Genomic DNA, 22,254 nt, shown 5'->3' with positions numbered 1-22,254 from the left:
TCAGGTGACTGAAACCTACTCGACCGTCGATTATCACACCGGCGGTGAGCCGTTCCGGATTGTCACAGCCGGTGCGCCCGACATCCCGGGTGCGACAGTGGCAGAGCGCAGGATGAACGCGATCGACGATGACGTCATCCAGCGGACGCGGAAGGTGCTCTGTTCCGAGCCTCGCGGTCATGCCGACATGTACGGGGGATTCCTGACCCCGCCGGATGACGACGGTGCCGATTTCGGCGTGCTGTTCTGGCACAAGGACGGATTCTCCACAGCATGCGGCCATGGCACCATTGCGCTCGGCGTGTGGGCGGTCGAATCCGGCAGGGTGTCGGCTGATCCGGATGGAAGCACAGATGTTGTCATTGACGTGCCCTCCGGCAGGGTCACTGCCCGGGTGACCTGCCTGGGCGGACAGGTCGAGTCGGTCGCCTTCGTCAACGTGCCCAGCTGGGTTGTGGCCCGGGACGTCCCGGTGGCGACATTGCGTGGCGACCTGAGTGTCGACGTGTCGTTCGGCGGCGCGATCTACGCCAGCCTGCCGGCATCGGCGGTGGGCCTTTCGGTGACACCGGAAGACTACCCGGAGCTGATCCGCATCGGCCGCGAGATCAAGCACCTGCTCAATTCCCACGAGGTGGCGCGGCATCCGGATGACGAGCGGCTCTCCGGCATCTACGGCACGATTCTCTATGACGACTTTTCCGCCGATGGCGTGGTGCATCAGCGTAACGTCACTGTGTTCGCCGATGGCGAGGTGGACCGTTCGCCGTGCGGCTCGGGCACCTGCGCCCGGCTCGCCCTGCTGACCGACGCCGGCACGCTCGCACCTGGCGAACAGCTGGTGCACGATTCGATCGTTGGCAGCAGGTTCCTCGGCCGGGTGCTGTCCGGTGGCCGGGCGCAGGCGGGCGCTGCGACCACCGATGCCCGTGTCGCTGAACCGGTGATACCGGAGGTGGTGGGGATGGCGTACAGAACGGGCGAGTCGACGTTCAGCGTCGATCCGCGCGATTCGATCACGCCGGGTTTCGTGCTGCGATGAGGTGCAAAGTAGCGCGCAGCTGTTGCGCGGAGGTTGCTGATACAGCAGTGTATGCGGGGCGGGATGCCGGTCGACTATCGTTGTGGAGTCGGACCGATCGACTGGCGCTTCGACGGTCGGCAATGGCACGTTTTCTGGCGGTCGACAATGGTGAGCTTTCGAAGGAAGTGCATGCATGAGTACCCGATCTGACCTGCCCCGCGCCACATCCGCGCCGACGGAGTCGACCGGGTCCGACTCTGTCGAAGAGCTCTCGCTGCCGACGTTCAACAACCGGATGAGCCTCCGCCAGCACGTGGCCGAAGCACTTCGGGCGTCACTGGTGTCAGGGCATATGCGTCCGGGGGTGCTGTACTCGGCGCCCAAGCTGGCGGCCCAGTTCGGCGTCTCCGCGACGCCAGTCCGCGAGGCGATGCTGGACCTGGTGAGTGAGGGTCTGGTTGAAGTGGTGCGGAACAAGGGCTTCCGGGTCACCGGGGTCAGCGGGCATGAACTCGATTCGCTGGCGGAACTGCGCGCCATGATCGAGGTGCCGACGATGGCCCTGGTTGCCGGGAAGTGTGAAGGCAGTCTCGCCAAGGCGGTTTCCGCCCTGCGACCAAAGGCTCGGGCCATCGTGAAGGCAGCGGACAAGAAGGATCTGGTCGGCTATATCGAGGCCGATACCGAGTTTCATTTGGCGTTCCTGTCGCTGCACGGCAATGAGCGGCTGGTCGAGGTGGTGCACGACCTGCGATCCCGGTCAAGGCTCTACGGACTGGAGACGTTGGCAAATGCAGGCAAGCTCGGCATCCTCGCCGCCGAGCACGAGCAGATGGTGGATGCCGCTCTGCAGAAGGACGTCGAAGGCATGCGCCAGCTGGTGAGTCAGCATCTTGGTCACGTTCGTTCAATCTGGGCGGGCGACGCGGGATGACGCGGATCGCCGGCGGGTTCCGTCGCGCGTCCGGCGGGACCTCCCGCGCATCCAGCGGGATCGGCAATGCGCTCTAGTCCGGTCATGCTCCGGCTGCGCGATGGCGAACGCGAGATGCTTGCCGGCGATCGCGGCGAAGCTGTGGCGATGGCAATGCGGGTGGTCGTAAGCCTGGCCAGGGCGCGGGAAGCCTCCGAGCTCATCGACGTAACCCGGGCGCACATCGACTCATGCCTGTTCCACGGCCGTGCCGGCCTCGACTTCGCCCGGAAGCTGCGCGATCTCGGCGGCCAGGTGGCAATTCCGACCACACTCAACGTTGGCTCGCTGGACCTGATGCACCCGGACCTGATCCGTGACGACCCGGCGCGATATCCCGGGATCAAAACCGAGGGCAGGGAGCTGATGCAGACCTATCTCGAGCTGGGCGCCCGGCCGACCTGGACCTGCGCGCCCTACCACGTCGAGTCACGACCGGCATTCGGCGAACATATCGCCTGGGCTGAATCGAATGCGATTGTCTTCGCCAATTCGGTATTCGGCGCACGCACTGACCGGTACGGGGATTTTCTCGACATCTGTGCGGCAATCACCGGCAAGGCGCCGAGGGCCGGTCTGCATCTGGACCAGAACCGGCGAGCCGAGATTCTCTTCGACTGCGAAGACCTACCCGCGGCGGTGTTCCAGAACGAGATCGGATACGCGCTGCTCGGCTACCTGGCCGGCCTGCACAGCGGAGGCAAGGTGCCGGTGTTCAGCGGGCTGCCGGACACGACCACGGAAGACCAGCTCAAGGCACTCGGCTCGACCAGCGCGTCATCCGGTTCGGTGGCGCTGTTCCACGTGGTCGGCGTGACCCCGGAAGCGCCCAGTCTGGCGGTGGCGATGCAGGGCCAGGAGCCGGAGCTGACGGTGACTGTCACTGTAGACATGCTCAGGTCGGCCAGGCGGGAACTGACCAGCGCGAGCGGCGATCGACTCGACGCAGTCAGTGTAGGCACCCCGCATGCTTCATTGGCCGAGATCCGGGACGCCGCCGAGGCACTCGTCCGTTCCGGCGATATCCATCCGAGCGTCGATTTCTACATCTCGACCGGCCGCGCTGTCTACGCGCTCGCGCAGGAGGCAGGCTATGTCGAGGTCATCGAACGGGCGGGCGGACGGCTCGTGGTCGACACCTGCACCTATGTGACGCCGATCCTCAAACCTGGCACGCGGACTGTGCTGACGAACTCGGGCAAATGGGCGCACTACGCGCCGGCAAATCTCGGCGTGGACGTTGCGTTCGGGTCGCTGGAGGATTGCGTGCGTTCGGCGTGCGCCGGAAGGCTGATGGTTGATGACGCCTGGTGAGATCCGCTGCCGGACGCTGAGCCCGGGTCAGGCGAGCGGGAAGGTGGTTCGGCTCGGGCAGCCCCTGTCGTTCTGGGGCGGGGTGGATCATGCCGGGGCGGTGAGCGATCGGCACCATCCGGACTGCGGCACTTCGCTTTCCGGCAAGATCCTGGTGATGCCGAGCGGCCGCGGTTCGTCGTCATCGTCAAGCGTTTTGGCAGAGCTGGTGCGGGTCGGCGTCGCACCGGCTGGCATCGTACTTGGCCTGCCGGACGCGATTATTGCCCTGGGCGCCATCGCCGCCGCCGAACTTTATGACATCCGGGTGCCGGTTGTCGTGGTCGACCCGGCGGACAGCGAACGGTTGAGCTCCGATGCCGTGGTGACCGTGGTTGCCGGTCAGGATTTCGGCGTGATCAGCGGCCAGCTTGGCTTAGTTGACGATGCTCTTCCTGCGAAACTAGTCGAGAAGTTGCAAACGTAGGAGCGAACGATGAACCCGCCGGAATCAGAACTGCTCGCTGTCGCTGCCGGCTGGGCAGAGGCGATCATCGCCAACGATGCCGAGCGGATCGCCGGGTTCATGGCGGAGGAATGGGTGATGGTCTCTGACTCGGGGATTTCATCCAGGGTGGACTTCCTGGCCCTGGTTTCCTCCGGCGACCTGACCCACTCGGCATTCGCCCAGCAGGGCGAGGCCAGGATTCAGGTCTACGGCGATACCGCCATCTTCACCGCCCGGGTGACGAACACGGCGCATTATCTGGGCGAGCAGTTCGACGCTGATGAGTGGACGACGGACGTTTTCGTGCGGCGCGACGACAGTTGGCTCTGTGTGCTGAGCCAGATCACCGCGGCCGTCATCAGCTGACTGTTGTGCGTTCGTCCGCCGCGCCCGCCGCCGAACTCGGCACGATGGCAATGAAACGGTCACGCGGATGCCTGCTGAACCGGAGCCTTAGCTGACCGCTGCGCGACAGGATGATGGCGATCGTCAGCGCGGCCAGCAGCGGCACGGCACCGGCGATCGTCATCGCCCCCTGGGGCCCGAGCCATTCGCTGAGGTTGCCGATCACCAGGCCGCCGATTGCCTGACCGCCGAGCAGGACCAAGATGTACACGGACATAACCCGGCCGCGAATCGAGGCGTTCGACGACATCTGCACCAGGGAGTTTGCGCTGGTGAGGAAGACCAGGTTCAGCAAGCCGATGGCGATCAGTGCGCTCGCGAACGCGTTGTGAGCGGTCAGGGTGCTGGCGATGATCTCGGCCAGGCCGAAGCCGAGCGCGGTGAGCACGACAGCCCGGAGTCGCACCCGGAAAATCCGGGTCGATATCAGGGCGCCGGCCAGGGCGCCAAGGGCCACCAGGGAATTGAACAGCCCATAGCCCTTCGCGCCGGTGTTGAAAATGTCATCGGCAAAGGCCACGAGCAGAACCGGCATTCCCATCGCGAAGACGGCGATGAACCCGGCCATGATGACGGACCAGAAAATCGCCGGTTTGCTCAGCACGTACCGCAGGCCTTCCCGGAGCTGACCTCTGGCCCGGGGAGCAGGTTCAATCCGGTTCAGCTCGCCGGTGCGCATGAGGGTAAGTGCCCCGACGACGCCGAGGCAGGCGATGGCGTTGAGGGCAAACGCCCATCCCGCACCGACCGTGCCCATCAGCACGCCGCTGAGAGCGGGGCCGATGAGTCCGCCGATCTGGAAGATAGACGAGTTCATGCTGATGGCGTTCTTCAGGTGCCTGGTGCCGACGAGTTCGGTGACAAATGCCTGGCGGGTGGGATTGTCGACGACGGTCACCAAACCGAGCAGGAGTGCTACCAGGTAGACGTGCCAGACCTGCACGCCGCCGGAGAGCGCCAGGACAGAGAGGACGGCGGCCAGGAGCGCGGCGGTGCCCTGAGTGATCATCAGCAGGGTGCGTTTGGAGTAGCGGTCCGCGATCACGCCGCCATACAGCCCGAGGACGAGCATCGGCAGGAACTGGATGAACACAGTGAACCCGACGGCCGCAGCGCTGCCGGTGAGGTCCTTGACCAGCCAGTCCTGCGCGATTCTCTGCATCCAGAGCGCTGTGTTCGCGACCAGTTGCGAGCTGGCGAAGACCCTGAAGTTGTGAACGGAGAAGGCCGAGAAACTGGCACTCAGTGGCGGGCGTTCGGTGACGATCGGGATTGGAACGGTTTTGATGGCGGACAGGTGGGCTGACGCTGGGCGTGCGGTGGCCAAGGTTCTTTCCAGGGTAGGGGTGAATTGGAGATTGGGGACTTCGTGCCGTGTTGGCTTCCCGCCTCCAAGTCTAAGGAGGAGTGGGCTATTAGTGAACTAAATTGAGGCTATAAGTACTATTGAGAAACGTAATGAAAGGACGAAGATGTTCGATCCGACACTGCTCAGGACGTTTCTTGCAGTCGCCCAGACACTGAGCTTCACTAAGGCGGCTGGACAGTTGCGGCTCAGCCAGCCCACCGTCAGCCAGCACATCCGAAAGCTCGAAGTCGCCGCCGGACGAGCACTCGTCCATCGGGACACCAGGGACGTGACACTTACCGACAACGGCGAGGCGATGGCAGGATTTGCCCGGACGATTCTCGCCGCGCACGACCAGGCGGATAGCTACTTTTCCGGTTCGGCAATGCGCGGCCGAATCCGGCTGGGCTGCGCAGACGATCTCGCCCTTACTCAGTTGCCGAAGTTCCTCCGGGAGTTCCGGCAGCTGCACCCGCAGATCAACCTTGAGCTGACCGTGACCCAGAGCGGACCGCTCTATCGGAATCTGCAATCTGGGCAGTTCGACCTGATCTACGTGAAACAGTCGCCGGGCGGCGGTGAAGGCACCGTCGTTCGACGCGACCACATGGTGTGGATGGGCACTCCGCAGGCAACAGTTCCCGCAGATGGCCCGGTGCCGTTAATCGCGTATCGCAATCGGAGCTTCAGTCGAGCCCTGGCGATGGATGCGCTTGAAGCAGCGGGTCGGACCTGGAAAATTACCTGCAGCACCCGTGAGGTCAACGGTGTTCTGGCCGCGGTGCGCGCCGGCATCGGGGTGGCTGTGTTCCCACGGACGCTGATTCCCGATGACTTGGCTGAGCTTTCCGTTCAGGCGAACCTGCCTGAGCTTGGAGACGTGGAGTTCGTTCTGCTCACGAACCCGCTGGCGCCGAAAGAGCCGCTGGACGCGCTGGTGAATGCAATCCTGTCCCGGCCGCAGAAGGGGTAGAGGCTCTACTTTTTCGCCGGTCGGGCGCGGACATGCACTCTTTCCCCCTGCGGCCCGAACAGGCTGAAGAACTCCACGGCCTCGGTGCCTCCTCGTCCGAACCAGTGCGGTGTCTGGGTATCGAATTCGGCCGCCTCACCCGAGCTCAGGATGATGTCGTGCTCGCCAAGGATGAGGCGCAGCTTGCCGCGAAGCACGTATACCCATTCATAGCCCTCGTGACGCTGCGGGGTGGGCTCGCCCTGCGGTGTCTCGGCGGAAATGAGGTGTTTGAAGGCCTGCAGGCCACCGGCGCCGGTTCGGCTCAGTGGCAGGATCGTCTGCCCGTGGCGACTTATTGGCCGCAGATGGATTCGCGGATCGCCGGTGTTCGGTGCGCCGACGAGCTCGTCCAGCGGGACTCCGTGTGCCCGGGCAAGGGGGAGTAGTAGTTCCAGGTTCGGCCTGCGCTGCCCGGACTCCAGCCGGGACAACGTGCTGACCGAGATTCCCGTGGTCGTCGAGAGGTCCGCCAGGGTTACGCGCCGTTGCAGGCGCAGCGCCTTTAACCTCGGGCCGACGGCGTCGAGGACCTGCTCGGTTGATTCACTCATCCCGCTAGTTTGCCACTTCGGCAACTAAACTTGCCAGTCGATGCCGAGCTGACGGACTATCGATGTAGAGGCCACGAGGGGTACGGGGCCGCGATAACGGAGGTAGTTGGCGATATGTATGACGTAGTAATTGTTGGCGGCGGGGCGGCCGGTCTCAGTGCGGCGATGACGCTCGGTCGCTCCCGACGGTCCGTTGCTGTGATCGATGCAGGCGAACCGCGCAATGCGCCGGCCGCCGGAGTGCACGGATTTCTCAGCCGGGATGGCATGAATCCGCTCGAGCTGCTGAGGGCCGGCCATGCCGAAGTGGCTGCCTATGGCGGGCAGATGATGAATGGCAAAGCGACCAGCATCACGCGCAGCGATGCGGATTTCGAGGTAGCCGTAGATGACGGCACCGTGGTTCGTGGACGTCGACTGCTTGTCACCACGGGACTCATCGACGAGTTGCCTGCCGTTTCAGGGCTGCGTGAACGCTGGGGCAAAGACGTGCTGCACTGCCCCTACTGCCACGGCTGGGAAGTTCGTGACCAGGCAATCGGAATTCTGGGCAGCGGGCCGATGGCCGTGCATCAGGCGCAGATGTTCCGGCAGTGGAGCGACAACATCACCCTTTTCCTCAACACCGCACCTCAGCCGAACGATGACGAGTGGGAGCAGCTCGCCGCACGCGGAATCTCTGTCGTCGATGGAAAGGTTGCCTCACTGAACGTCGCGGATGACGTGCTGACCGGCGTCGTGCTGGATGATGGGTCCACCCACCCGGTGCAGGCGCTCGCCGTTGCACCACGCTTCATGGCACGGGCAGATCTGCTGGCCGGCCTTGGCCTGCAGGTCGCCGACCATCCAATGGGGGGTTGCTTCGTGGAATCGGATCCTAATGGGCTTACCACGGTTCCCGGCGTCTGGGTGGCCGGTAACGTCGCCGACCTCAGAGCCCAGGTGATGGGCGCCGCAGCGAGCGGCGTGCAGGCGGCCGTCGCAATAAACAGCGATCTCATCGCCGAGGACATTGACGCGGCCGTAGCTACACGCCTCGACAACTACTCGGCCAAATCGGAGGCGCGCAACACGGAACGAGTTCTCGGAGATCGCCGCCATGGCGTCGAGTCGATGGTCAAATGACGGACCGCTGTCGCCTTGTGGTGTTCGGAGTCGCTCAGCCGTGGAAGGCAAGGAACGGGACGACGGCCAAGAGGGTGGCGATCATGACTCGTCTGAGCTGATCTGGCGAAACCGCACGCGCGATCTTCCAGCCGATCAATACGCCGCACAGTTCCGGAACGCCGACAACGATCGCCAGTGGCCAGTCGATGGATCCCTGGCTGAGGTAGCCGACGGTGCCGACTCCGGAGATGATCACGGATTGCGCCTGCGCAGCCGCCAGAGCTGGGAGCATCGGAGTGCCAATAGCGACGAGCAGCGGCACTGTCAGCAGGGGGCCGCCGACTCCGAACATGCCACTAGCGACGGCAACCGCAATGCCGCCGCCGATCAGCAGCGACATGGAGTGCCTCGGGTGACCCTGAGCCTCTGCACTGGAGTTCCGGTGCCGGAGCCAGGTGAGTACCGCGATGAAGGTCAGGAATAGGCCAAGCAGGATGCCGAACAGCTTCGACGGCACCACGAAGTTGACCAGGACGCCGACGGGGGTCCCGATCAAAGCTGTGCCGGCGAGGATGAGGGCGATGCGACGGGTATTCGCCTCACGCAGGTGGCCCGAGCGGAAATAGGCGAAGGTGCCAAGCGAGCCGGTGGCGATGTGGGTGACTATCGCTGTTCCGGCCACGGTTGCTGGCGGCAGGTCCGTGAACAGAAACAGGCCCACGGTAGCGAGCACGCCACCGGGTCCTACCGCGGTGATTCCGATGCCGGCAATCAGTCCGAAACTGGCCAGGAGAACGAGCGCCACAATAGGGTCAGTCACGCGTTGTACCTCCGTAGGCCGCGTACGCGGTTTCGCCCGCGCTCACGGAGTTCTCCGCGCTCACGGAGTTCTCCGCGCTCACGGAGTCGATGCCGCAGGTCCAGCGGCGCGATGTAGAACACTGTTGAGTGAGATTCGATCGCCGCGAAGATAGATCAACTCCAGGTCCACGGGGCGGGAGTCTGCGAGCCGAGTGAGCCGGTCGATCTGAAACACTGCCGCATCCGGCTCGATCTCCAGGGTGCTTGCGGTGGCCACATCTGCGTTGACGGCGTGCACAGTCACCTCCGCCGTGCCGAGTGAGGTACCGCTGGTCTCTTCGATGAGTGCGAATACATCGCGGGACTGCAGGTCCTCGTCCAGGAGTGCTATTCCGATGTCGGCCACGATGTAGGACAGGTCGAGCGACAGTGGCTGGCCGGCCAGGGTTCGCAATCGCTCAAGATAGAGGGCGCGCTCGCCTTCGACAAGACCCAGCCTCGCCGCGACCTCGGGCGGTGGAAGTTCGAGACGGGCGGTGCGGACCTCGTTGGTGATTGTGCCCTGCTCGGTCAGGGTCTCGGCGAGACCTGCCAGTCGGTCGAGACTGTGCTCGAATTTGCGTGCGACGACCCGGGTGCCAAGTCCTGGTCTGCGAACTACGAGCCCTTCCGCGGAGAGTAGCCGCAGAGCTTCCCGGACTGCATTGCGGGACGCTTCAAATTCCCCGGCGAGTACCTGCTCGTCGGGTAGTACGCCGGACGCGAATGCGCCGCCCACTACTTTCTGTCGCAACCGATCCGCGATCACCCGTGCCCGATCGGCGCGCAACCGGGTCGGCCCGCGGGCTCCCGAGTCATTGCTAGACATAATTCTCCCGTTGTCGTGCGAAGTTACGCCATAGTTGCGCCACTAACGATCTCAAGGTTACGCCATAGTTGCGCCATCTGACTGAGTCGGGGTGGCCACGGCCTCGCTATCGCAGAGGGCACCGGGACGACGCGTCGCGCTATCGCGCGTAACCCCCGGCCTTCAGGCCGGCCTCGATCTCGAACCTGTTCCGCAACGGATCCCTTCCCGCTAGCGCATACAGCAGCGGAAACAACAGTCCGTATCGACGCCACTGCTCGCGGTGTACTCGCTCATGCCCAAGCACGGCAGGGCTCACGGTGCTGCGGGTGAAATAGCAGGAACCGATGCAGATGCCGCCCCGGCCGAAGGCCCAACCGGGCATTCTGGTGAATATCCAAAGGCCCTTCTCGTGCGTCACTTTGCCGCGGCCGAGTGTCAGGCCCCAGACGAAACCGAGGATGGTGGCCAGGGCGGCGCCGGTGTGGCTGATGGGGGAGTCGAGAAAGACCTGGGGGATGTGCGCGTCCAGCTTGTGTCCACGCGCGACTCTCATGTCGGCTTCGAGACTCCAGTCGGCCCGGCGCTCGGGACTCATGTGCGCTCCAGTTCGACGGCCGCCCAGGAAACTAGTCGCGGCAGCGGGGTAGCTTTGCCTGGAGCCTACTCCGACTGAGTGGTATGCATTTCAAAGAAGGCCTCCCCAAACTGCCGCCCGATGTCTACGCTTGATTGCATGTGTAGAAACATTCGTACCCTGCATAACTTCGAGCCACCGGCAACGGATGACGAAGTGCGGGCAGCCGCGCTGCAGTACGTCCGCAAGATCAGCGGATCGACGAAACCGTCGCAGGCCAATGCGGAAGCTTTCGACCGGGCGGTGGATGATATCGCCGAAGTGTCCGCTCGGCTGCTGAGCGAACTTGTCACTTCCGCGCCGGCGAAGGACCGCGAAGTCGAGGCCGCGAAGCACAAGGCTCGATCCGCCCAACGCTTCGCTTCCTGAACCGTTTCACTGCCGTAAGGCAATCAGCTGATCGCCTACGATCCTCGTCTCATCGATGCCGCGAAGCTATACGACCTGAACGTTGTGTCGCCGGCATAGGTAGTGCTCCTCGACTTAGGCGCGCACGACTTCGACTCCGGCGGTCTCGAACCGGGCGACCATTGAATCCGGGGCGGACTGGTCCGTGACCAGGTGCCAGCCGGCCGGCAGCTTCGCCCAGGCATGAAACGGGGACTCGCCGAGCTTGTCCGCATGTGCCAGGACGTAGACTTCCCGTGCCCGGCCCGCCATCAGTTCTTTGAGTCGGGTCTGTTCCAGTTCTGCCTCGCAGATCCCATGCACCGGGTGTACGCCGTCGGTGCCCAGGAAGACCCGGTCGAATGTCATCCGTTCCAGCGCCGCCTCGGTGAGTGGCCCGACGAATCCCTGGCTGATGTGCCGCAGCCGGCCGCCCAGGCATTCGACCTCGACCTCGTCGACGTCTGCCAGCTCATTCAGGGTCGTCAAACCGACAGTGGCAACCCGGATACTTGTCGCCGACCGCAACTCGTGCGCGAGAGCTCCAACTGTAGAACCGGCATCCAGCAGGAGCGTTTCGCCCGACCGCACCTGCATCCGAGCCCAGCGTGCGATGGCTTGTTTGGCGAGGTAGGCCTCGCCGAGGCGTTGCCGGAGGGTAGCTTCGGGATGCGCGGTCACCGAGATTGCACCGCCGTAGGTCCGGGCAAGCCGGCCCGCGTCGGTCAGCAAGGCGAGATCGCGGCGAATCGTCGATGCAGTGACCGCGAACTTTCGGGACAGGTCGTCCACGTTGGCGGGGCCGGTCTCGGTCGCCAGACGCACTATCGCATCCCGGCGCGCCTTCGATCCGAGCTGCATGGCCTCCCCCTCGGCGGTAACGGTCCTTTCTTTATGCATGCGGCGAGCCTATCGGGTCGCCATCTCGGCCGCCTGGCGGATCGCCTCGACCATGCTCGCCGGATCGGCGGTGGCAGTGCCGGCGATGTCGAAGGCCGTGCCGTGGTCGACGGACGTCCGGATCACCGGCAGCCCGACCGTGATGTTGACCCCGGCTTCGATGCCGAGCACCTTGATCGGACCGTGCCCTTGGTCGTGATACATCGCGACGATCAGATCGTAGTCACCCCGGCCGGCAAGGAAGAACGCTGTGTCTGCCGGCAATGGGCCGACGGCGTCAATGCCAGCTGCGCGGGCAGCCTCTATACCGGGCGTTATCTTTTGCGCCTCCTCGTCATAACCGAACAGTCCGTTTTCACCGGCATGCGGGTTAATGGCACAGACACCGATCTTCGGCGCCGGGTTTCCCGCTCGGCGCAAGGCTTCGTCGCCGCGACGGATTGTCCGTTCCACCAGGCCAGGCTCGATCTTCCCGACTGCATCGATCAACCCAACGTGGGTTGTCACGTGGATGACCTTGAGTCGTGGCGTCGAGAGCATCATCGATACCTCGTCGGTGCCGGTGAGGGCGGCGAGCATCTCCGTATGACCCGGGTAATTGTGCCCGCCGGCATGCAGGGCCTCTTTGTTCAGCGGAGCCGTACAGATGGCCTGGACCTCGCCAGCTACCGCAAGCTCCGCTGCGACCCGTACGTAGTGGTACGCGGCGTCTCCGGCGAGCGGGGAAACTTCCCCCCACGGTAGATCTTCTGGTAGTAGCCCGAGGTCGATCACGTTCAACCTCCCAGGCTCAAACACTGCATCCGAAATGCTCTCGACCGCCGCGATCTTTAGATCGACACCCAGGCCCTTCGCCGCAGCGTGCAGGCGCGAGGTGTCCCCAATCACGACCGGGCGGCAAAGGGTGGCGACGACGGGGTCCAACAGTGCCCCGACCGTTACTTCGGGTCCGATTCCTGCGCCGTCGCCCATGGTGATGGCAACAATTGGTAGGTTCATGAGTGAGTCTTTTCCTTGATAGTTGGTGCGGCGGTAGTGAAGGCACGAAGGACCCGGATCAGGCTGTCGATTTCGCCGAAGCTGCCGGGACGAGTGATGATCTTCTGGACGCCGCCCGGCAATTTCGCGGATTGCGCGAGAGAGAGCACCGCGCCGTGATGCACCTCGTGCACTGGCTCGAGCTCTGTCACCGCCATGGCATCGAGTACTCGTCGTGCCGTTTCTCCTCCGGTCAGAAACAGGTCATGTTCCATTGCTACGGGGGCGACCAGGTCGGCAAGCGAGCGGGCGAACTGGCGGGCCGACTCTGGCGCGATTCCGTCGATCGCGAGCCTCACCAGCACAGGGCCGGTCAATAGTTCGTCGTGCAGAGTCTTTCGCCAGGCCTCGCGCGTCCCCTCGCCGGCTGAGTTCGCGAGCAGTGCGGCATGGACAAGGACGGTCGCCACGCCTTCGCGGGCGAGCAGCTCACCCTGCTCAAGCGCCGCAATCGACGCCGAACCCACCAGGAACAACGGGTACGGACGGGGCGATCCGTCTATTGAGGGGAATATGGCGGATGAGCAAGGCCCCGTCGTCGACGAATCGGCCGCCAGGAGTTCGGACGCCACGGCGGTGGCGAGGCCGGCGGAGCCGATCACAACCGGGTCAGGAAGAGTGAGCGCGCTTTTCGCGATCCTCTGCAGATCGTCATCGTTGACCGCATCGCATATTGCAACGAGGCCCTTGTTGCGCAGTTCACGCAATTCGCCGAGAAGGTGGCCGGAGCGGACAACGGATAGCGGTACGACATGTGGGCCGACCACGCGACCGGCTAGCGGCTCGAACAGGTCGCGCACCGAGTCCGGTGGGTTGGTCGGCTCCGCTCGCCAGAGACCGGTATCCCTTAGCGGAACATCGTTGACGATTGGACGACCGTCGATGATGGTTCGTCCCAACGCCGGCAGAGCTGGCGCGAAGATAGCGAACCCATCGCTAAGCTTGCTCAGCTGCGCAACCTCGGCTGCGATATTGCCGCGGAGCAGGGAGTCGACTTTCTTGAAGATAAGTCGAGAACTGCCCGGTTCTTCGCTGTTGTTCACCGACGGTGCAGCCGAGCCCGATGCCGGATCCTTGTTCGATCCACGCAGGGCGCTTCGCAACCGGGCGACAGCGGTATCCTCGTCAGCCGTGCGCGAATCGGTGTCGAAAATTTGCAGGGCCTCTGAGGTGTCCCTGGGACGCTCGACTTCGTGCCGGGTGAGCTCGATAGTGATCCGACCCGGTAGGCGTAGAAAGGCAGCAGCAGTTTCGGCTGCGCCGGACAGATCGTCGGCAAGAACCAGGACCTTCACCGTGCCCTCGCCTTCGAATCGACAAACCAAACGCTTGAATTACGCAACTAAGAATTGCAGAGTTGCGCGAAACACGCAACTGTGTCACTGTGATCCAGACAACTTTCATCCACGCCGTTCTACACCCGTAACGGCATCAGCGGGAGGTCAGAGATGACCGTGGGCAGAATAGAAGTTCCCGGAGTGGAAATTCCGCTATCGACTTTGGTGCTCGGCACGATGACTTTCGGGGACACCCTTGAAGCATCACAGGCAGAAGGCATGTTCGAAGCCGCCATCGAGGCCGGTATCACCGGAATCGACACTGCGAATGGTTACGCCGCCGGTAGGGCGGAAGGCATTCTCGCTCCGCTCGTAGCCAGGCACCGGGATTCGATCGTGCTCGCCACCAAGGCAGGAATGCCGCATCCGGATGCCGGTGATAGTTCGCCGCTCTCTGCGGCGGGATTGCGGTCGAGTGTTGAGGGGAGCCTTCGGCGGCTCGGCGTCGAGACTATCGACCTGTTCTACCTGCACCAGCCTGATCGCCTCGCGCCGTTGGAAGAGACGCTCGCCACCGTGCGCGACCTGGTCGGCGAAGGAAAGATCAAGGCGCTTGGCGTCTCGAACTTCGCGGCGTGGCAAATCGCCGACGTGATCAGAGTCGCTGAGCAGGTCGGCGCCCCGCGACCGGTGGTGGCACAACAGCTGTACAACCTCGTCGCCAGGCGTCTCGACGAGGAGTATGCCGAGTTCGCTCGCAACCATGACGTCTTAACCATCGTGTACAACCCGTTGGGCGGCGGTCTGCTCACCGGTCGCCACGCTTTTGAGAATGCCCCGGAGACCGGGCGGTTTGGCGACTCGAAGCTCGCTGAAATGTACCGGCAGCGATATTGGAACCAGCAGCTGTTCGATGCGATTGCCCAGCTGTCCGTCATCGCATCGGGCGCAGGTGTCAGCCTTGTCGAACTGTCCCTTCGCTGGCTGGCAGGCAGTTCGGTTCCCGACGCGATCCTGTTGGGCGGCTCAAAGACAACACAGCTGATGGACAACATCGAGGCGGTCGGCCGCGGGCCATTGCCGGCTGATGTCGTCGCGGCGTGCGACGAGGTCGGCGCGGCCCTTCGCGGTCCGATGCCCGCCTACAACCGATGATGCCCATTAATACTGGGGCCGATGCGCCACAACCTCACCACAGAGAAGACCTCACCACAGAGAAGACAAGGACCCAGAAATATGACTCCAATGGAATTCGCCCGCAAAGTTCGCGCTCGCGAACAGACCGTCGGCTATTGGATCGTGATGGACGCCCCTGTGGGCACTGAGCGAATCGCCCGACTCGGCTACGACTACGTTTGCCTCGACGCGCAGCATGGCCTGATGGGCTATTCCGGTCTGGTGGCTAATCTGATGGCCGTCGATGCTGGTGGCAAGTCCGTAGGCATGGTGCGGGTAGAGGAGAACGGCGTGACGCCGATCGGGCACGCGCTCGACGCCGGCGCCGCTGGGGTAATCGTCCCACTGGTCAACTCAGCCGATGAGGCAGCCGCCGCGGTGTCCGCCGCCAAGTACCCACCGCTCGGAATCCGTTCCTATGGACCGATGCGTTCCGGGCTGCGCGTCGGTCCGACGCCTGCTGATGCCAACGATCTGACGGTTGTCCTTGTCATGATTGAAACCCCTCAGGGTCTGGAAAACGTGGAAGAGATTTGCGCAACCCCTGGCCTGGACGGCGTCTACGTCGGGCCCTCGGACCTTTGCCTCGCGGTCGGTGGTGCGTTCCCAGGCGATCCTGCCGTGTCGGATGAGTTCGACGCCGCGCTCGAACGCGTCAGCAAAGCTGCGGCTTCTGCTGGAATTGCCGCTGGCATTCACAACCCGGACGGAACTACCGCGGCCAAGCGACTTGCCCAGGGTTACACCTTCGCCACCGTCTCCTCGGACGTGGTCCACCTCGAGCGGGCAGCCGCCGACCATCTGGCCGCTGCCAAGGCATAGCCGCAGACCAGTCGGCCCCGACGTGCCGACGACGCCGATATTCCGGTCCACGTAGCCATGCCCCTGTCCTCGCACCACCCGTACTCGCCTCCAACTGGATTGGATCCCCATGTCAGAGTTGACATCCGCTAAGCGCAACCCGCTCCAAACCCCGGTCGACCCGTATCAGCTCGACCCTGCAGACGCGGTCGAGCCGCCGACAACATTTCGCGGGCGGCTGAAGTATCTGGGGCCGGGCCTGGTTATCTCGGCGGCGGTAATCGGTTCCGGGGAGCTGATTACGACCACGGCGCTGGGCGCCAAAGCAGGTTTCGTCCTGTTGTGGCTGGTGATCATCAGTACCGCGATCAAGGTCTGGGTGCAGATGGAACTTGCGCAGTGGACGATCCTCAACGGTAAGACAGCGCTCGAGGGATTCAGCCAGGTCGGCACCAAGGTTCGTGGTGTCGGCTGGATCAACATGCTCTGGATTCTGATGGACTTCGCCAAGGTTCTGCAGCGCGGCGGCATAATTGGCGGCACAGTGGCCGCATTGAGCATCATGGCCCCGGTGATTGGCGAACCACTCGGCCAGCCATCGCTGATCTTCTGGACGGTCGTTACGGTAGCGCTCGTCATTACCCTGCTGTCCACCAGCAAGTACGGGATCGTCGAACGATTCTCTCTCGTCGCGGTCGTGCTGTTCACCGTCATCACTGTCGGGCTCGCATTAGCCCTGCCGCTGACCGATTTCGCCTACACCGGCGCCGACCTGGCCAGCGGGCTTAGCCTCGCCATCCCGGCCGGCACTATCGGTTTCGCAGTCGCCATGTTCGGAATCACCGGAGTCGGAGCGGATGAGATGACTACCTACACCTACTGGTGCCTGGAAAAGGGGTACGCCCGGTGGACCGGTCCGGATGACGGCAGCGAAAATCGTGCCCGCCGCGCGGAAGGCTGGATCAGGGTGATGCGCACCGACGTGCTCGTATCCTGGATCGTCTCTACTCTGTGCACGCTGTCGTTCTACATCATCGGTGCGGCGATCCTGCATCCGCAGGGACTGGTGCCCGAAGGCAACGAGATGATCACCACGTTGTCGAGAATGTACACCGACACGATGGGCGGCTGGGCGATGTGGGCATTCCTGATCGGTGCGGTCGCCGTGCTCGGCTCGACCTTCGTCGCCTCAAGCGCAAGCGTGCCCCGACTCTGGACGAACACGCTCGGTTTGCTCGGGGTGATCGACTGGAAGGATCTGAAGTCTCGCCAGCGCACCATCCGGGTACTTACGATTGTTTTCCCGATCATCTGGGCCATCAGCTTCCTCCTCATTCAGTCGCCAGTCATCATGGTGCAGATCGGCGGTATTGCGAGCGGGATCTTCCTGATTGCGGTGGTGATCGCCGTCTGGCGTCTGCGTGCGACAGAGGTGGCACCTCGCTTCAAGCGGAACCGGGTTTTCACCATCGCGTTGGTACTCAGCAGTTTCGCCATCGCGGCGCTGGGCATTTACTCCACGCTGAAGGTGTTCGGCGTTGGAATTGGAGGAGAGTGAGATGCCTCCTCTCGGCCCCGTAGTGGTAACAACCCCGTCGTTCGCAAAGCACTCGAAGCGACCGATCGAAACCGCGAAGCAGGAAGACCTGGGCCTGGTGTGGAAGACGGAAGGGCACCCGCTGTCTGGCCAGGACCTGGTCAGTGTGATCGGCGACGCGGAAGGCGTGATTGTCGGCCTCGACAGCGTCGATCGTTCGGTACTTGAATCCGCCCCAAGCCTGAAAGTGGTGGCCAAGCATGGGGTGGGGACCGACAATATCGATCTGTTGGCAGCCGCGGACATGGGCATCGCGGTCGTCAATGCCCCGGGTGCCAATGCAGATGGGGTGGCAGACCTGACGATGGGGCTGTTGCTTTCCTCGGCACGCAGAATTGTCCAGGCGGACGCTTCGCTGCGTGCGGGGCAGTGGACAACATTCTTTGGGCAGGAACTTCGCGGCAAGACCCTGGGGATCGTGGGCTTCGGACGAATTGGGCGCTGCGTGGCTCAGCGGGCTCACGGGTTCGGGCTGACACTGGTCGGCTACGACCCGTTCGTACCGGCAGCGGACTTCGACGCTGCCGGCGTCCGCTCGGTCTCACTTGAGGATTGTGTTGCGATCAGCAATTTCGTCACACTGCATATGCCGTTTGGGCCGGGCGATCAGCCGCTGCTCACCAGGGACCTGCTTGAGATGATGCCCCGAGGCGCCGGACTGGTCAATGCGGCGCGTGGTGGCCTGGTGGACGAGACGGCACTGGCGGAGCTGCTGCACGCAGGCCACCTGGACTTCGCCGCGCTGGATGCCTTCGGCACCGAGCCCCTGCGTGCCGATGACCCGCTGCTCACGGCTCCGAATCTCGTGCTGACACCGCATATCGGCGCCTTCAGTGACGGCGCGAACGCTGCTATGGGCGAGGCGGTTGTCCGGGATGTCGCCCAAGTGCTTCGGGGAGGGCAACCGGTTAACCCGGTGCAGGGATAGATCTGCGGCTCACTCTGATGCCGAGTTCGAGTGTTAATTACCGCGCCAGCGGTGCAGGAGTCCGCCAGTCAAGAACCAAGGGAAACTCCGCGAACCTCACTCCTGATCATAGGTCGGGGCCTCGGCGAAGACAGCCGTCGCCGAGTTGACGAAGGCGTCCACCCGACGAGTAAGCCTATGCCGGCTCGGGGTGACAGCGATCACGCCTAGGGGCTCATAGTTGCCCTCGAGTTCGGCGGCGGAGTAAGCGAGACCCTCGTAACTGGTCGTCTGGCGGGTGCGCTGGGTGAGCAGCGAGTATCCGACCCCGCGTGCCACAAGCCCGCGGAGCACCTCGTAGTTTCCGGTGCGGTAACGCACATTGGGGGTGAGCCCCTCCAACTCGAAAAGGGAGAGGAAGTACTGGTCGGCAGGCTCGAGTCCGAAGAGGATCAACGGGTCCGCCGCGAGATCCGCGAGTGCGACCGGGCCGCACCCGGTCAGCCGGTGCTCAGGAGGCAGCAACGCGTATGGCGGGATGGAGCCCAGAGGCGTCGACTGTCCGATCTCGGAGAGGTCGTCCTTGAACCGGTAGTCGTAGAGGACCAGGACGTCATAGCGACCCAGGGTCAGGTCTTCGAGCAACTCGCTGCGGGAACCCTCCGCGAACTGCACATCGACGCCGGGGTGCTTCGTGGCGAAGTCGGCCACGACGCGCGGCAGCAGCAACGGGGCGATTGTCGAGTAGCACCCGACACTCAGGGTGCCGGAGAGGTCGTCGCCCAGTATGGCCGCGTTGCGCTCGAGATCTGCTGCGTCCCGCAGGAGGAACTGGGCCTGGCTGAGCACTGCCCGCCCTTCCCGAGTCAGCGAGAGGCCGCGTGCATGCCGGACGAACAGCTTCACGTCGAGCAGTCGCTCCAGGTCTGCGATCGCGTTGGACACCGCAGACTGGGACAGGTAGAGCTGCTGCGCTGCCGCAGTGACGGTACCTTGGTCCGCAACCATCGCGAAGTACTCGAGCTGTCGAAGGGTGATGATCACGGCGTCTGCCCCCTCGCCGACGAAACGGGACGCCCCACCCCGCCACGGATGCGGCGGGCCCGGACGACAGTGTCCGACCTACGGTATCGGACAAACAGCTGGGTCAGCCCCGGTCTCGACTGGCTGAATCGACGCGGGTGTCCGATTCGTGGAGCAGATTCACGCCGCGGGTCTCCGGGATGGTGGAGATGGTGATCAGGCCGACCGCGCCCACCGCCATCAGGGTGAAGGCGGGCACCATTTCATTGCCCGTCACCCCGATCAGCCAGGTGTTCACGTACGGCAGAGTCCCGGCGAAGAAGGCGCCGGCGACACTGTAGGCCATGGACAGGCCGCTCTGGCGGGTGCGGGTTGGGAAGAGCTCGGCAACGGTGGACGCATGCGTGCCGAGGATGAGGGCCAGGATAGCTGCCAGCCCGAAGGTCGAGAGGAACCCGGCCGTCACTGTGCCCTGATTCATGTACGCGAAAAGAGGATAAGCAAGCAGGACAAGGAGCACGCCCGCGGTGGTCAGCACCGGCTTGCGCCCGAATCGGTCGGAGGCGATCCCCGAGAGCGGAATGATCGCGATCGCCGTCAGCGATGCCACCGTGGAAAGCACCGCTGCCTCTCCGGCCGTCAGACCGACCAACTGCTCCTGATAGGTGATGAGGTAAACGAGCACCACGTAGAACGTGCAGTTCATGAAGATCTCGATGCCGATCGTCTGAAAGAACTGCTTGCTGTTCCGGCGGAACACCTCGCGAATGGGCGCGACCGGCACGGTGTCGAGCGCCTGGAGTGCCTGGTATTCGGGAGTGTCCTCGATCTTCATCCGGATGTAGAGGCCCACCAGCGCCAGGGGCACTGTGATGAGAAATGGCAAGCGCCACGCCCAGGAATCGATCTGCTCCGGCGTGAAGATAGCGAACATCCCGGCCACGACCATCGACGCCAGTAGGAAGCCCAGCACCGAACCGAACTCGATCCACGAGCAGCCGAAGCCGCGCCGTTTCGGCGGCGAGTACTCCGCCAGGAAGGCCGCGGCTGAGCCGAACTCGCCGCCGGCGGCAATCCCCTGGATGATGCGGGCAACGACGAGCAGGATTGGTGCCCAGATGCCGATCGAGTCGTAGGAGGGGAGCAAGCCAAGCAGGAGCGTTCCCGAAGCCATCACGACGATGACAAGGGACAGTGTCTTCTTGCGCCCGAGGGTGTCGCCGAGGTGTCCGAAGAGAATCGACCCGATGGGACGGACGAAGAAGGCGATGGCGAACACACCGAAGACGGACAGCAGTGCAGCCGTCTCGTCCTGCTGCGGGAAGAAGATGCCGGCGATCGTCGTCGCCAGGTAGGCGTAGATCGCCCAGTCGAACCAGTGAACGAGCACCCCGATGGCCCCGGCGGCCACGTTCTTTTTGAGCCCCTTGCGGGCACTTTCGTAGTTCATGCTTGCGATGTCGTCCATGTCTCCTCCTCGTGATCACGGACCGGCCAGTCGCTGGCTCGTTGGTGTTCAACACTAGGGCGCGGTACAGGTAACGACCATCAACTTATTCAGAAGGACCTATCGAATCGATCCATGTCAGACAGCGGATCCTGACCCAGGGCGCGTCCTGGCCGTCATCCGTGCGACAGGAGATCGCGGCACTCGTCGACGAACGCCTGGCCCTTGCGAGACAGCGGTTCACCGTTCCGGTGGGCCACGCCGACCTGGAGGTAGGACCTCACGCCGGCAATGCGGAGCCTGACGATGCGGCCGCCGTCGTTGGTCAGGTCATGGGCGGGTCTCTGGTTGAGGATGGTGTAGCCATGCCCGCGGGCCACCATGGAGCGCACGACCTCGTAGCTCTCAAACCTCTGGTGAACCTGAGGCCGGAGGTGCGCGTCGTGGAAGATCGAGAGGAAGTAGTTGGTGCTCTTCCCCATGTCCAGCAGGATGAGGGGCTCGGAGACCAACTCTTCCAGCGAGACCGACTCTCGCCCGGCCAGATGGCTGTCCTCCGAGACAGCGGCGTACAGGGGAGCCTCGCTCAGCTGCACAAAGTCGATGTCGCGACCGTAGTCGAAGCCGTAGGTCAGGACGACTTCCATCTCTCGCTGATGCAGCAGCTGCTCCACCTGCTCACCTGTCACCTCCCGGATCCTCACGTTCAGGTCAGGGTAGTTGGACCGGAGTCTTTCAAAGACCTTCGGGAGCCAGAACGGCGCGAGGGTAGTGAAGCAGCCGGCGACGAGGGAACCCGTCAGTCGTTCCGGCTCGAGGGAATCGATGGCGTCATCGACGGCGTTAAGGATGCCCAGAGCGGCCGCGTAGAACGTCCGCCCCTGTTCGGTCAGCACCACCCCTCGGGTTCGCTGCCTGATAAAGAGCTTGCAGCCGACCGTCGTCTCCAGCTGCGCGATCGCGGTGGAAACGGCGGACTGGACCACGTACATCTCCGCCGCCGTCGCGGTCATCGATCCGAGCTCGGCTGTCCGCACGAAGTACCTGATCTGGCTGAGTGTGAGGGCGCTCTGGGCCTTTGGCATAACTCCCCGGCTCTCTAGGCTTCACGGATGTAGCGGGCGGTGCGGCCGTCTGCCTAGGCCTTGCACATGTGCTATCGATCCCACAAGGCAGCTTACATCTGTATTTT

At 63.7% G+C, this 22,254-nt stretch carries 23 protein-coding genes; 12 read left to right on the top strand and 11 right to left on the bottom strand.

The window, feature by feature from the left end; genetic code table 11:
- Positions 1 to 4 precede the first annotated feature (4 nt).
- From LWF01_RS16000 to LWF01_RS15980, 5 genes are all read left to right on the top strand, one after another.
- The gene (locus tag LWF01_RS16000) at positions 5 to 1,042 is read left to right on the top strand and encodes a proline racemase family protein (protein WP_349638364.1); all 1,038 of its coding nucleotides are present in this window, start codon (positions 5 to 7) and stop codon (positions 1,040 to 1,042) included.
- A gap of 175 nt (positions 1,043 to 1,217) precedes the next feature.
- Positions 1,218 to 1,958: a GntR family transcriptional regulator gene (locus LWF01_RS15995; RefSeq protein WP_349638363.1), complete on the top strand. Its 741-nt coding sequence runs from the start codon at positions 1,218 to 1,220 to the stop codon at positions 1,956 to 1,958.
- 66 nt (positions 1,959 to 2,024) lie between these two features.
- A complete protein-coding gene (locus LWF01_RS15990; protein ID WP_349638362.1) occupies positions 2,025 to 3,311 on the top strand; it encodes an aconitase X in 1,287 nt (428 codons plus the stop codon).
- On the top strand, positions 3,298 to 3,777 hold the full coding sequence (locus LWF01_RS15985) for an aconitase X swivel domain-containing protein (protein ID WP_349638361.1): 480 nt from the start codon (positions 3,298 to 3,300) through the stop codon (positions 3,775 to 3,777). Before LWF01_RS15990 ends, LWF01_RS15985 begins: the two co-directional genes overlap by 14 nt.
- A 9-nt stretch (positions 3,778 to 3,786) precedes the next feature.
- Positions 3,787 to 4,164 carry a nuclear transport factor 2 family protein gene (locus tag LWF01_RS15980; protein ID WP_349638360.1) on the top strand — a complete coding sequence of 126 codons (378 nt, stop codon included), beginning with the start codon at positions 3,787 to 3,789 and terminating at the stop codon, positions 4,162 to 4,164.
- Here LWF01_RS15980 and LWF01_RS15975 read toward each other — a convergent pair.
- On the bottom strand, positions 4,157 to 5,530 hold the full coding sequence (locus LWF01_RS15975; RefSeq protein ID WP_349638359.1) for an MFS transporter: 1,374 nt from the start codon (positions 5,528 to 5,530) through the stop codon (positions 4,157 to 4,159). The genes LWF01_RS15980 and LWF01_RS15975 overlap by 8 nt on opposite strands.
- Before the next feature lie 145 nt (positions 5,531 to 5,675).
- On the opposite strand from LWF01_RS15975, the gene LWF01_RS15970 reads away from it, so the two are divergent.
- Positions 5,676 to 6,524: a LysR family transcriptional regulator gene (locus LWF01_RS15970; protein ID WP_349638358.1), complete on the top strand. Its 849-nt coding sequence runs from the start codon at positions 5,676 to 5,678 to the stop codon at positions 6,522 to 6,524.
- A gap of 5 nt (positions 6,525 to 6,529) precedes the next feature.
- Here the strand turns inward: LWF01_RS15970 and LWF01_RS15965 are convergent, their stop codons facing one another.
- Complete coding sequence (locus tag LWF01_RS15965) at positions 6,530 to 7,117, bottom strand: helix-turn-helix domain-containing protein (protein WP_349638357.1); 588 nt, start codon at positions 7,115 to 7,117, stop codon at positions 6,530 to 6,532.
- Between the two features lie 114 nt (positions 7,118 to 7,231).
- Between LWF01_RS15965 and LWF01_RS15960 the strand changes: the two genes are divergently transcribed.
- Entirely contained in the window at positions 7,232 to 8,242 is a 1,011-nt protein-coding gene (locus tag LWF01_RS15960) for an NAD(P)/FAD-dependent oxidoreductase (protein WP_349638356.1), read from the top strand.
- Between the two features lie 34 nt (positions 8,243 to 8,276).
- On the opposite strand, the gene LWF01_RS15955 is transcribed toward LWF01_RS15960, so the two are convergent.
- The 3 genes from LWF01_RS15955 to LWF01_RS15945 all read right to left on the bottom strand — a co-directional run bounded on the left by LWF01_RS15955 (position 8,277) and on the right by LWF01_RS15945 (position 10,470).
- On the bottom strand, positions 8,277 to 9,044 hold the full coding sequence (locus LWF01_RS15955) for a sulfite exporter TauE/SafE family protein (RefSeq protein WP_349638355.1): 768 nt from the start codon (positions 9,042 to 9,044) through the stop codon (positions 8,277 to 8,279).
- Positions 9,045 to 9,122: 78 nt separating this feature from the next.
- Positions 9,123 to 9,893: a GntR family transcriptional regulator gene (locus LWF01_RS15950; RefSeq protein WP_349638354.1), complete on the bottom strand. Its 771-nt coding sequence runs from the start codon at positions 9,891 to 9,893 to the stop codon at positions 9,123 to 9,125.
- A gap of 139 nt (positions 9,894 to 10,032) precedes the next feature.
- Positions 10,033 to 10,470 (bottom strand): Fe-S oxidoreductase, encoded by a 438-nt coding sequence (locus LWF01_RS15945; protein ID WP_349638353.1) that lies wholly within the window; start codon positions 10,468 to 10,470, stop codon positions 10,033 to 10,035.
- 138 nt (positions 10,471 to 10,608) lie between these two features.
- Between LWF01_RS15945 and LWF01_RS15940 the strand changes: the two genes are divergently transcribed.
- The gene (locus tag LWF01_RS15940) at positions 10,609 to 10,878 is read left to right on the top strand and encodes a DUF2277 domain-containing protein (RefSeq protein ID WP_349638352.1); all 270 of its coding nucleotides are present in this window, start codon (positions 10,609 to 10,611) and stop codon (positions 10,876 to 10,878) included.
- 114 nt (positions 10,879 to 10,992) lie between these two features.
- On the opposite strand, the gene LWF01_RS15935 is transcribed toward LWF01_RS15940, so the two are convergent.
- The 3 genes from LWF01_RS15935 to LWF01_RS15925 are packed head-to-tail and all read right to left on the bottom strand — an operon-like array spanning position 10,993 to position 14,129.
- The gene (locus LWF01_RS15935; protein ID WP_349638351.1) at positions 10,993 to 11,796 is read right to left on the bottom strand and encodes a DeoR/GlpR family DNA-binding transcription regulator; all 804 of its coding nucleotides are present in this window, start codon (positions 11,794 to 11,796) and stop codon (positions 10,993 to 10,995) included.
- A gap of 9 nt (positions 11,797 to 11,805) precedes the next feature.
- The gene (pdxA, locus tag LWF01_RS15930; RefSeq protein WP_349638350.1) at positions 11,806 to 12,795 is read right to left on the bottom strand and encodes a 4-hydroxythreonine-4-phosphate dehydrogenase PdxA; all 990 of its coding nucleotides are present in this window, start codon (positions 12,793 to 12,795) and stop codon (positions 11,806 to 11,808) included.
- Entirely contained in the window at positions 12,792 to 14,129 is a 1,338-nt protein-coding gene (locus tag LWF01_RS15925; RefSeq protein ID WP_349638349.1) for a four-carbon acid sugar kinase family protein, read from the bottom strand. The genes pdxA and LWF01_RS15925 overlap by 4 nt, the downstream gene beginning before the upstream one ends.
- 153 nt (positions 14,130 to 14,282) lie before the next feature.
- Between LWF01_RS15925 and LWF01_RS15920 the strand changes: the two genes are divergently transcribed.
- The 4 genes from LWF01_RS15920 to LWF01_RS15905 all read left to right on the top strand — a co-directional run bounded on the left by LWF01_RS15920 (position 14,283) and on the right by LWF01_RS15905 (position 18,613).
- A complete protein-coding gene (locus LWF01_RS15920; protein WP_349638348.1) occupies positions 14,283 to 15,266 on the top strand; it encodes an aldo/keto reductase in 984 nt (327 codons plus the stop codon).
- A gap of 81 nt (positions 15,267 to 15,347) precedes the next feature.
- Positions 15,348 to 16,109, top strand: coding sequence for an HpcH/HpaI aldolase family protein (locus LWF01_RS15915; RefSeq protein ID WP_349638347.1), 762 nt, complete (start codon positions 15,348 to 15,350; stop codon positions 16,107 to 16,109).
- A gap of 109 nt (positions 16,110 to 16,218) precedes the next feature.
- Positions 16,219 to 17,646, top strand: a complete 1,428-nt coding sequence (locus LWF01_RS15910; RefSeq protein WP_349638346.1) for an Nramp family divalent metal transporter — start codon at positions 16,219 to 16,221, stop codon at positions 17,644 to 17,646.
- 1 nt (position 17,647) lies between these two features.
- The gene (locus LWF01_RS15905) at positions 17,648 to 18,613 is read left to right on the top strand and encodes a phosphoglycerate dehydrogenase (RefSeq protein WP_349638345.1); all 966 of its coding nucleotides are present in this window, start codon (positions 17,648 to 17,650) and stop codon (positions 18,611 to 18,613) included.
- A 96-nt stretch (positions 18,614 to 18,709) separates the two neighbouring features.
- On the opposite strand, the gene LWF01_RS15900 is transcribed toward LWF01_RS15905, so the two are convergent.
- The 3 genes from LWF01_RS15900 to LWF01_RS15890 all read right to left on the bottom strand — a co-directional run bounded on the left by LWF01_RS15900 (position 18,710) and on the right by LWF01_RS15890 (position 22,147).
- On the bottom strand, positions 18,710 to 19,636 hold the full coding sequence (locus LWF01_RS15900; RefSeq protein WP_349638344.1) for a LysR family transcriptional regulator: 927 nt from the start codon (positions 19,634 to 19,636) through the stop codon (positions 18,710 to 18,712).
- Positions 19,637 to 19,739: 103 nt separating this feature from the next.
- Positions 19,740 to 21,083: an MFS transporter gene (locus LWF01_RS15895; RefSeq protein WP_349638343.1), complete on the bottom strand. Its 1,344-nt coding sequence runs from the start codon at positions 21,081 to 21,083 to the stop codon at positions 19,740 to 19,742.
- A gap of 155 nt (positions 21,084 to 21,238) precedes the next feature.
- On the bottom strand, positions 21,239 to 22,147 hold the full coding sequence (locus LWF01_RS15890; protein WP_349638342.1) for a LysR family transcriptional regulator: 909 nt from the start codon (positions 22,145 to 22,147) through the stop codon (positions 21,239 to 21,241).
- Between the last annotated feature and the right edge of the window lie 107 nt (positions 22,148 to 22,254).

Origin of the sequence: Saxibacter everestensis, from assembly GCF_025787225.1 — a bacterium.
Taxonomy (GTDB): domain Bacteria; phylum Actinomycetota; class Actinomycetes; order Actinomycetales; family Brevibacteriaceae; genus Saxibacter; species Saxibacter everestensis.
The sequence above is the reverse complement of the archived record's forward strand: the minus strand, read 5'-3'. Positions and strand labels throughout refer to the sequence as shown.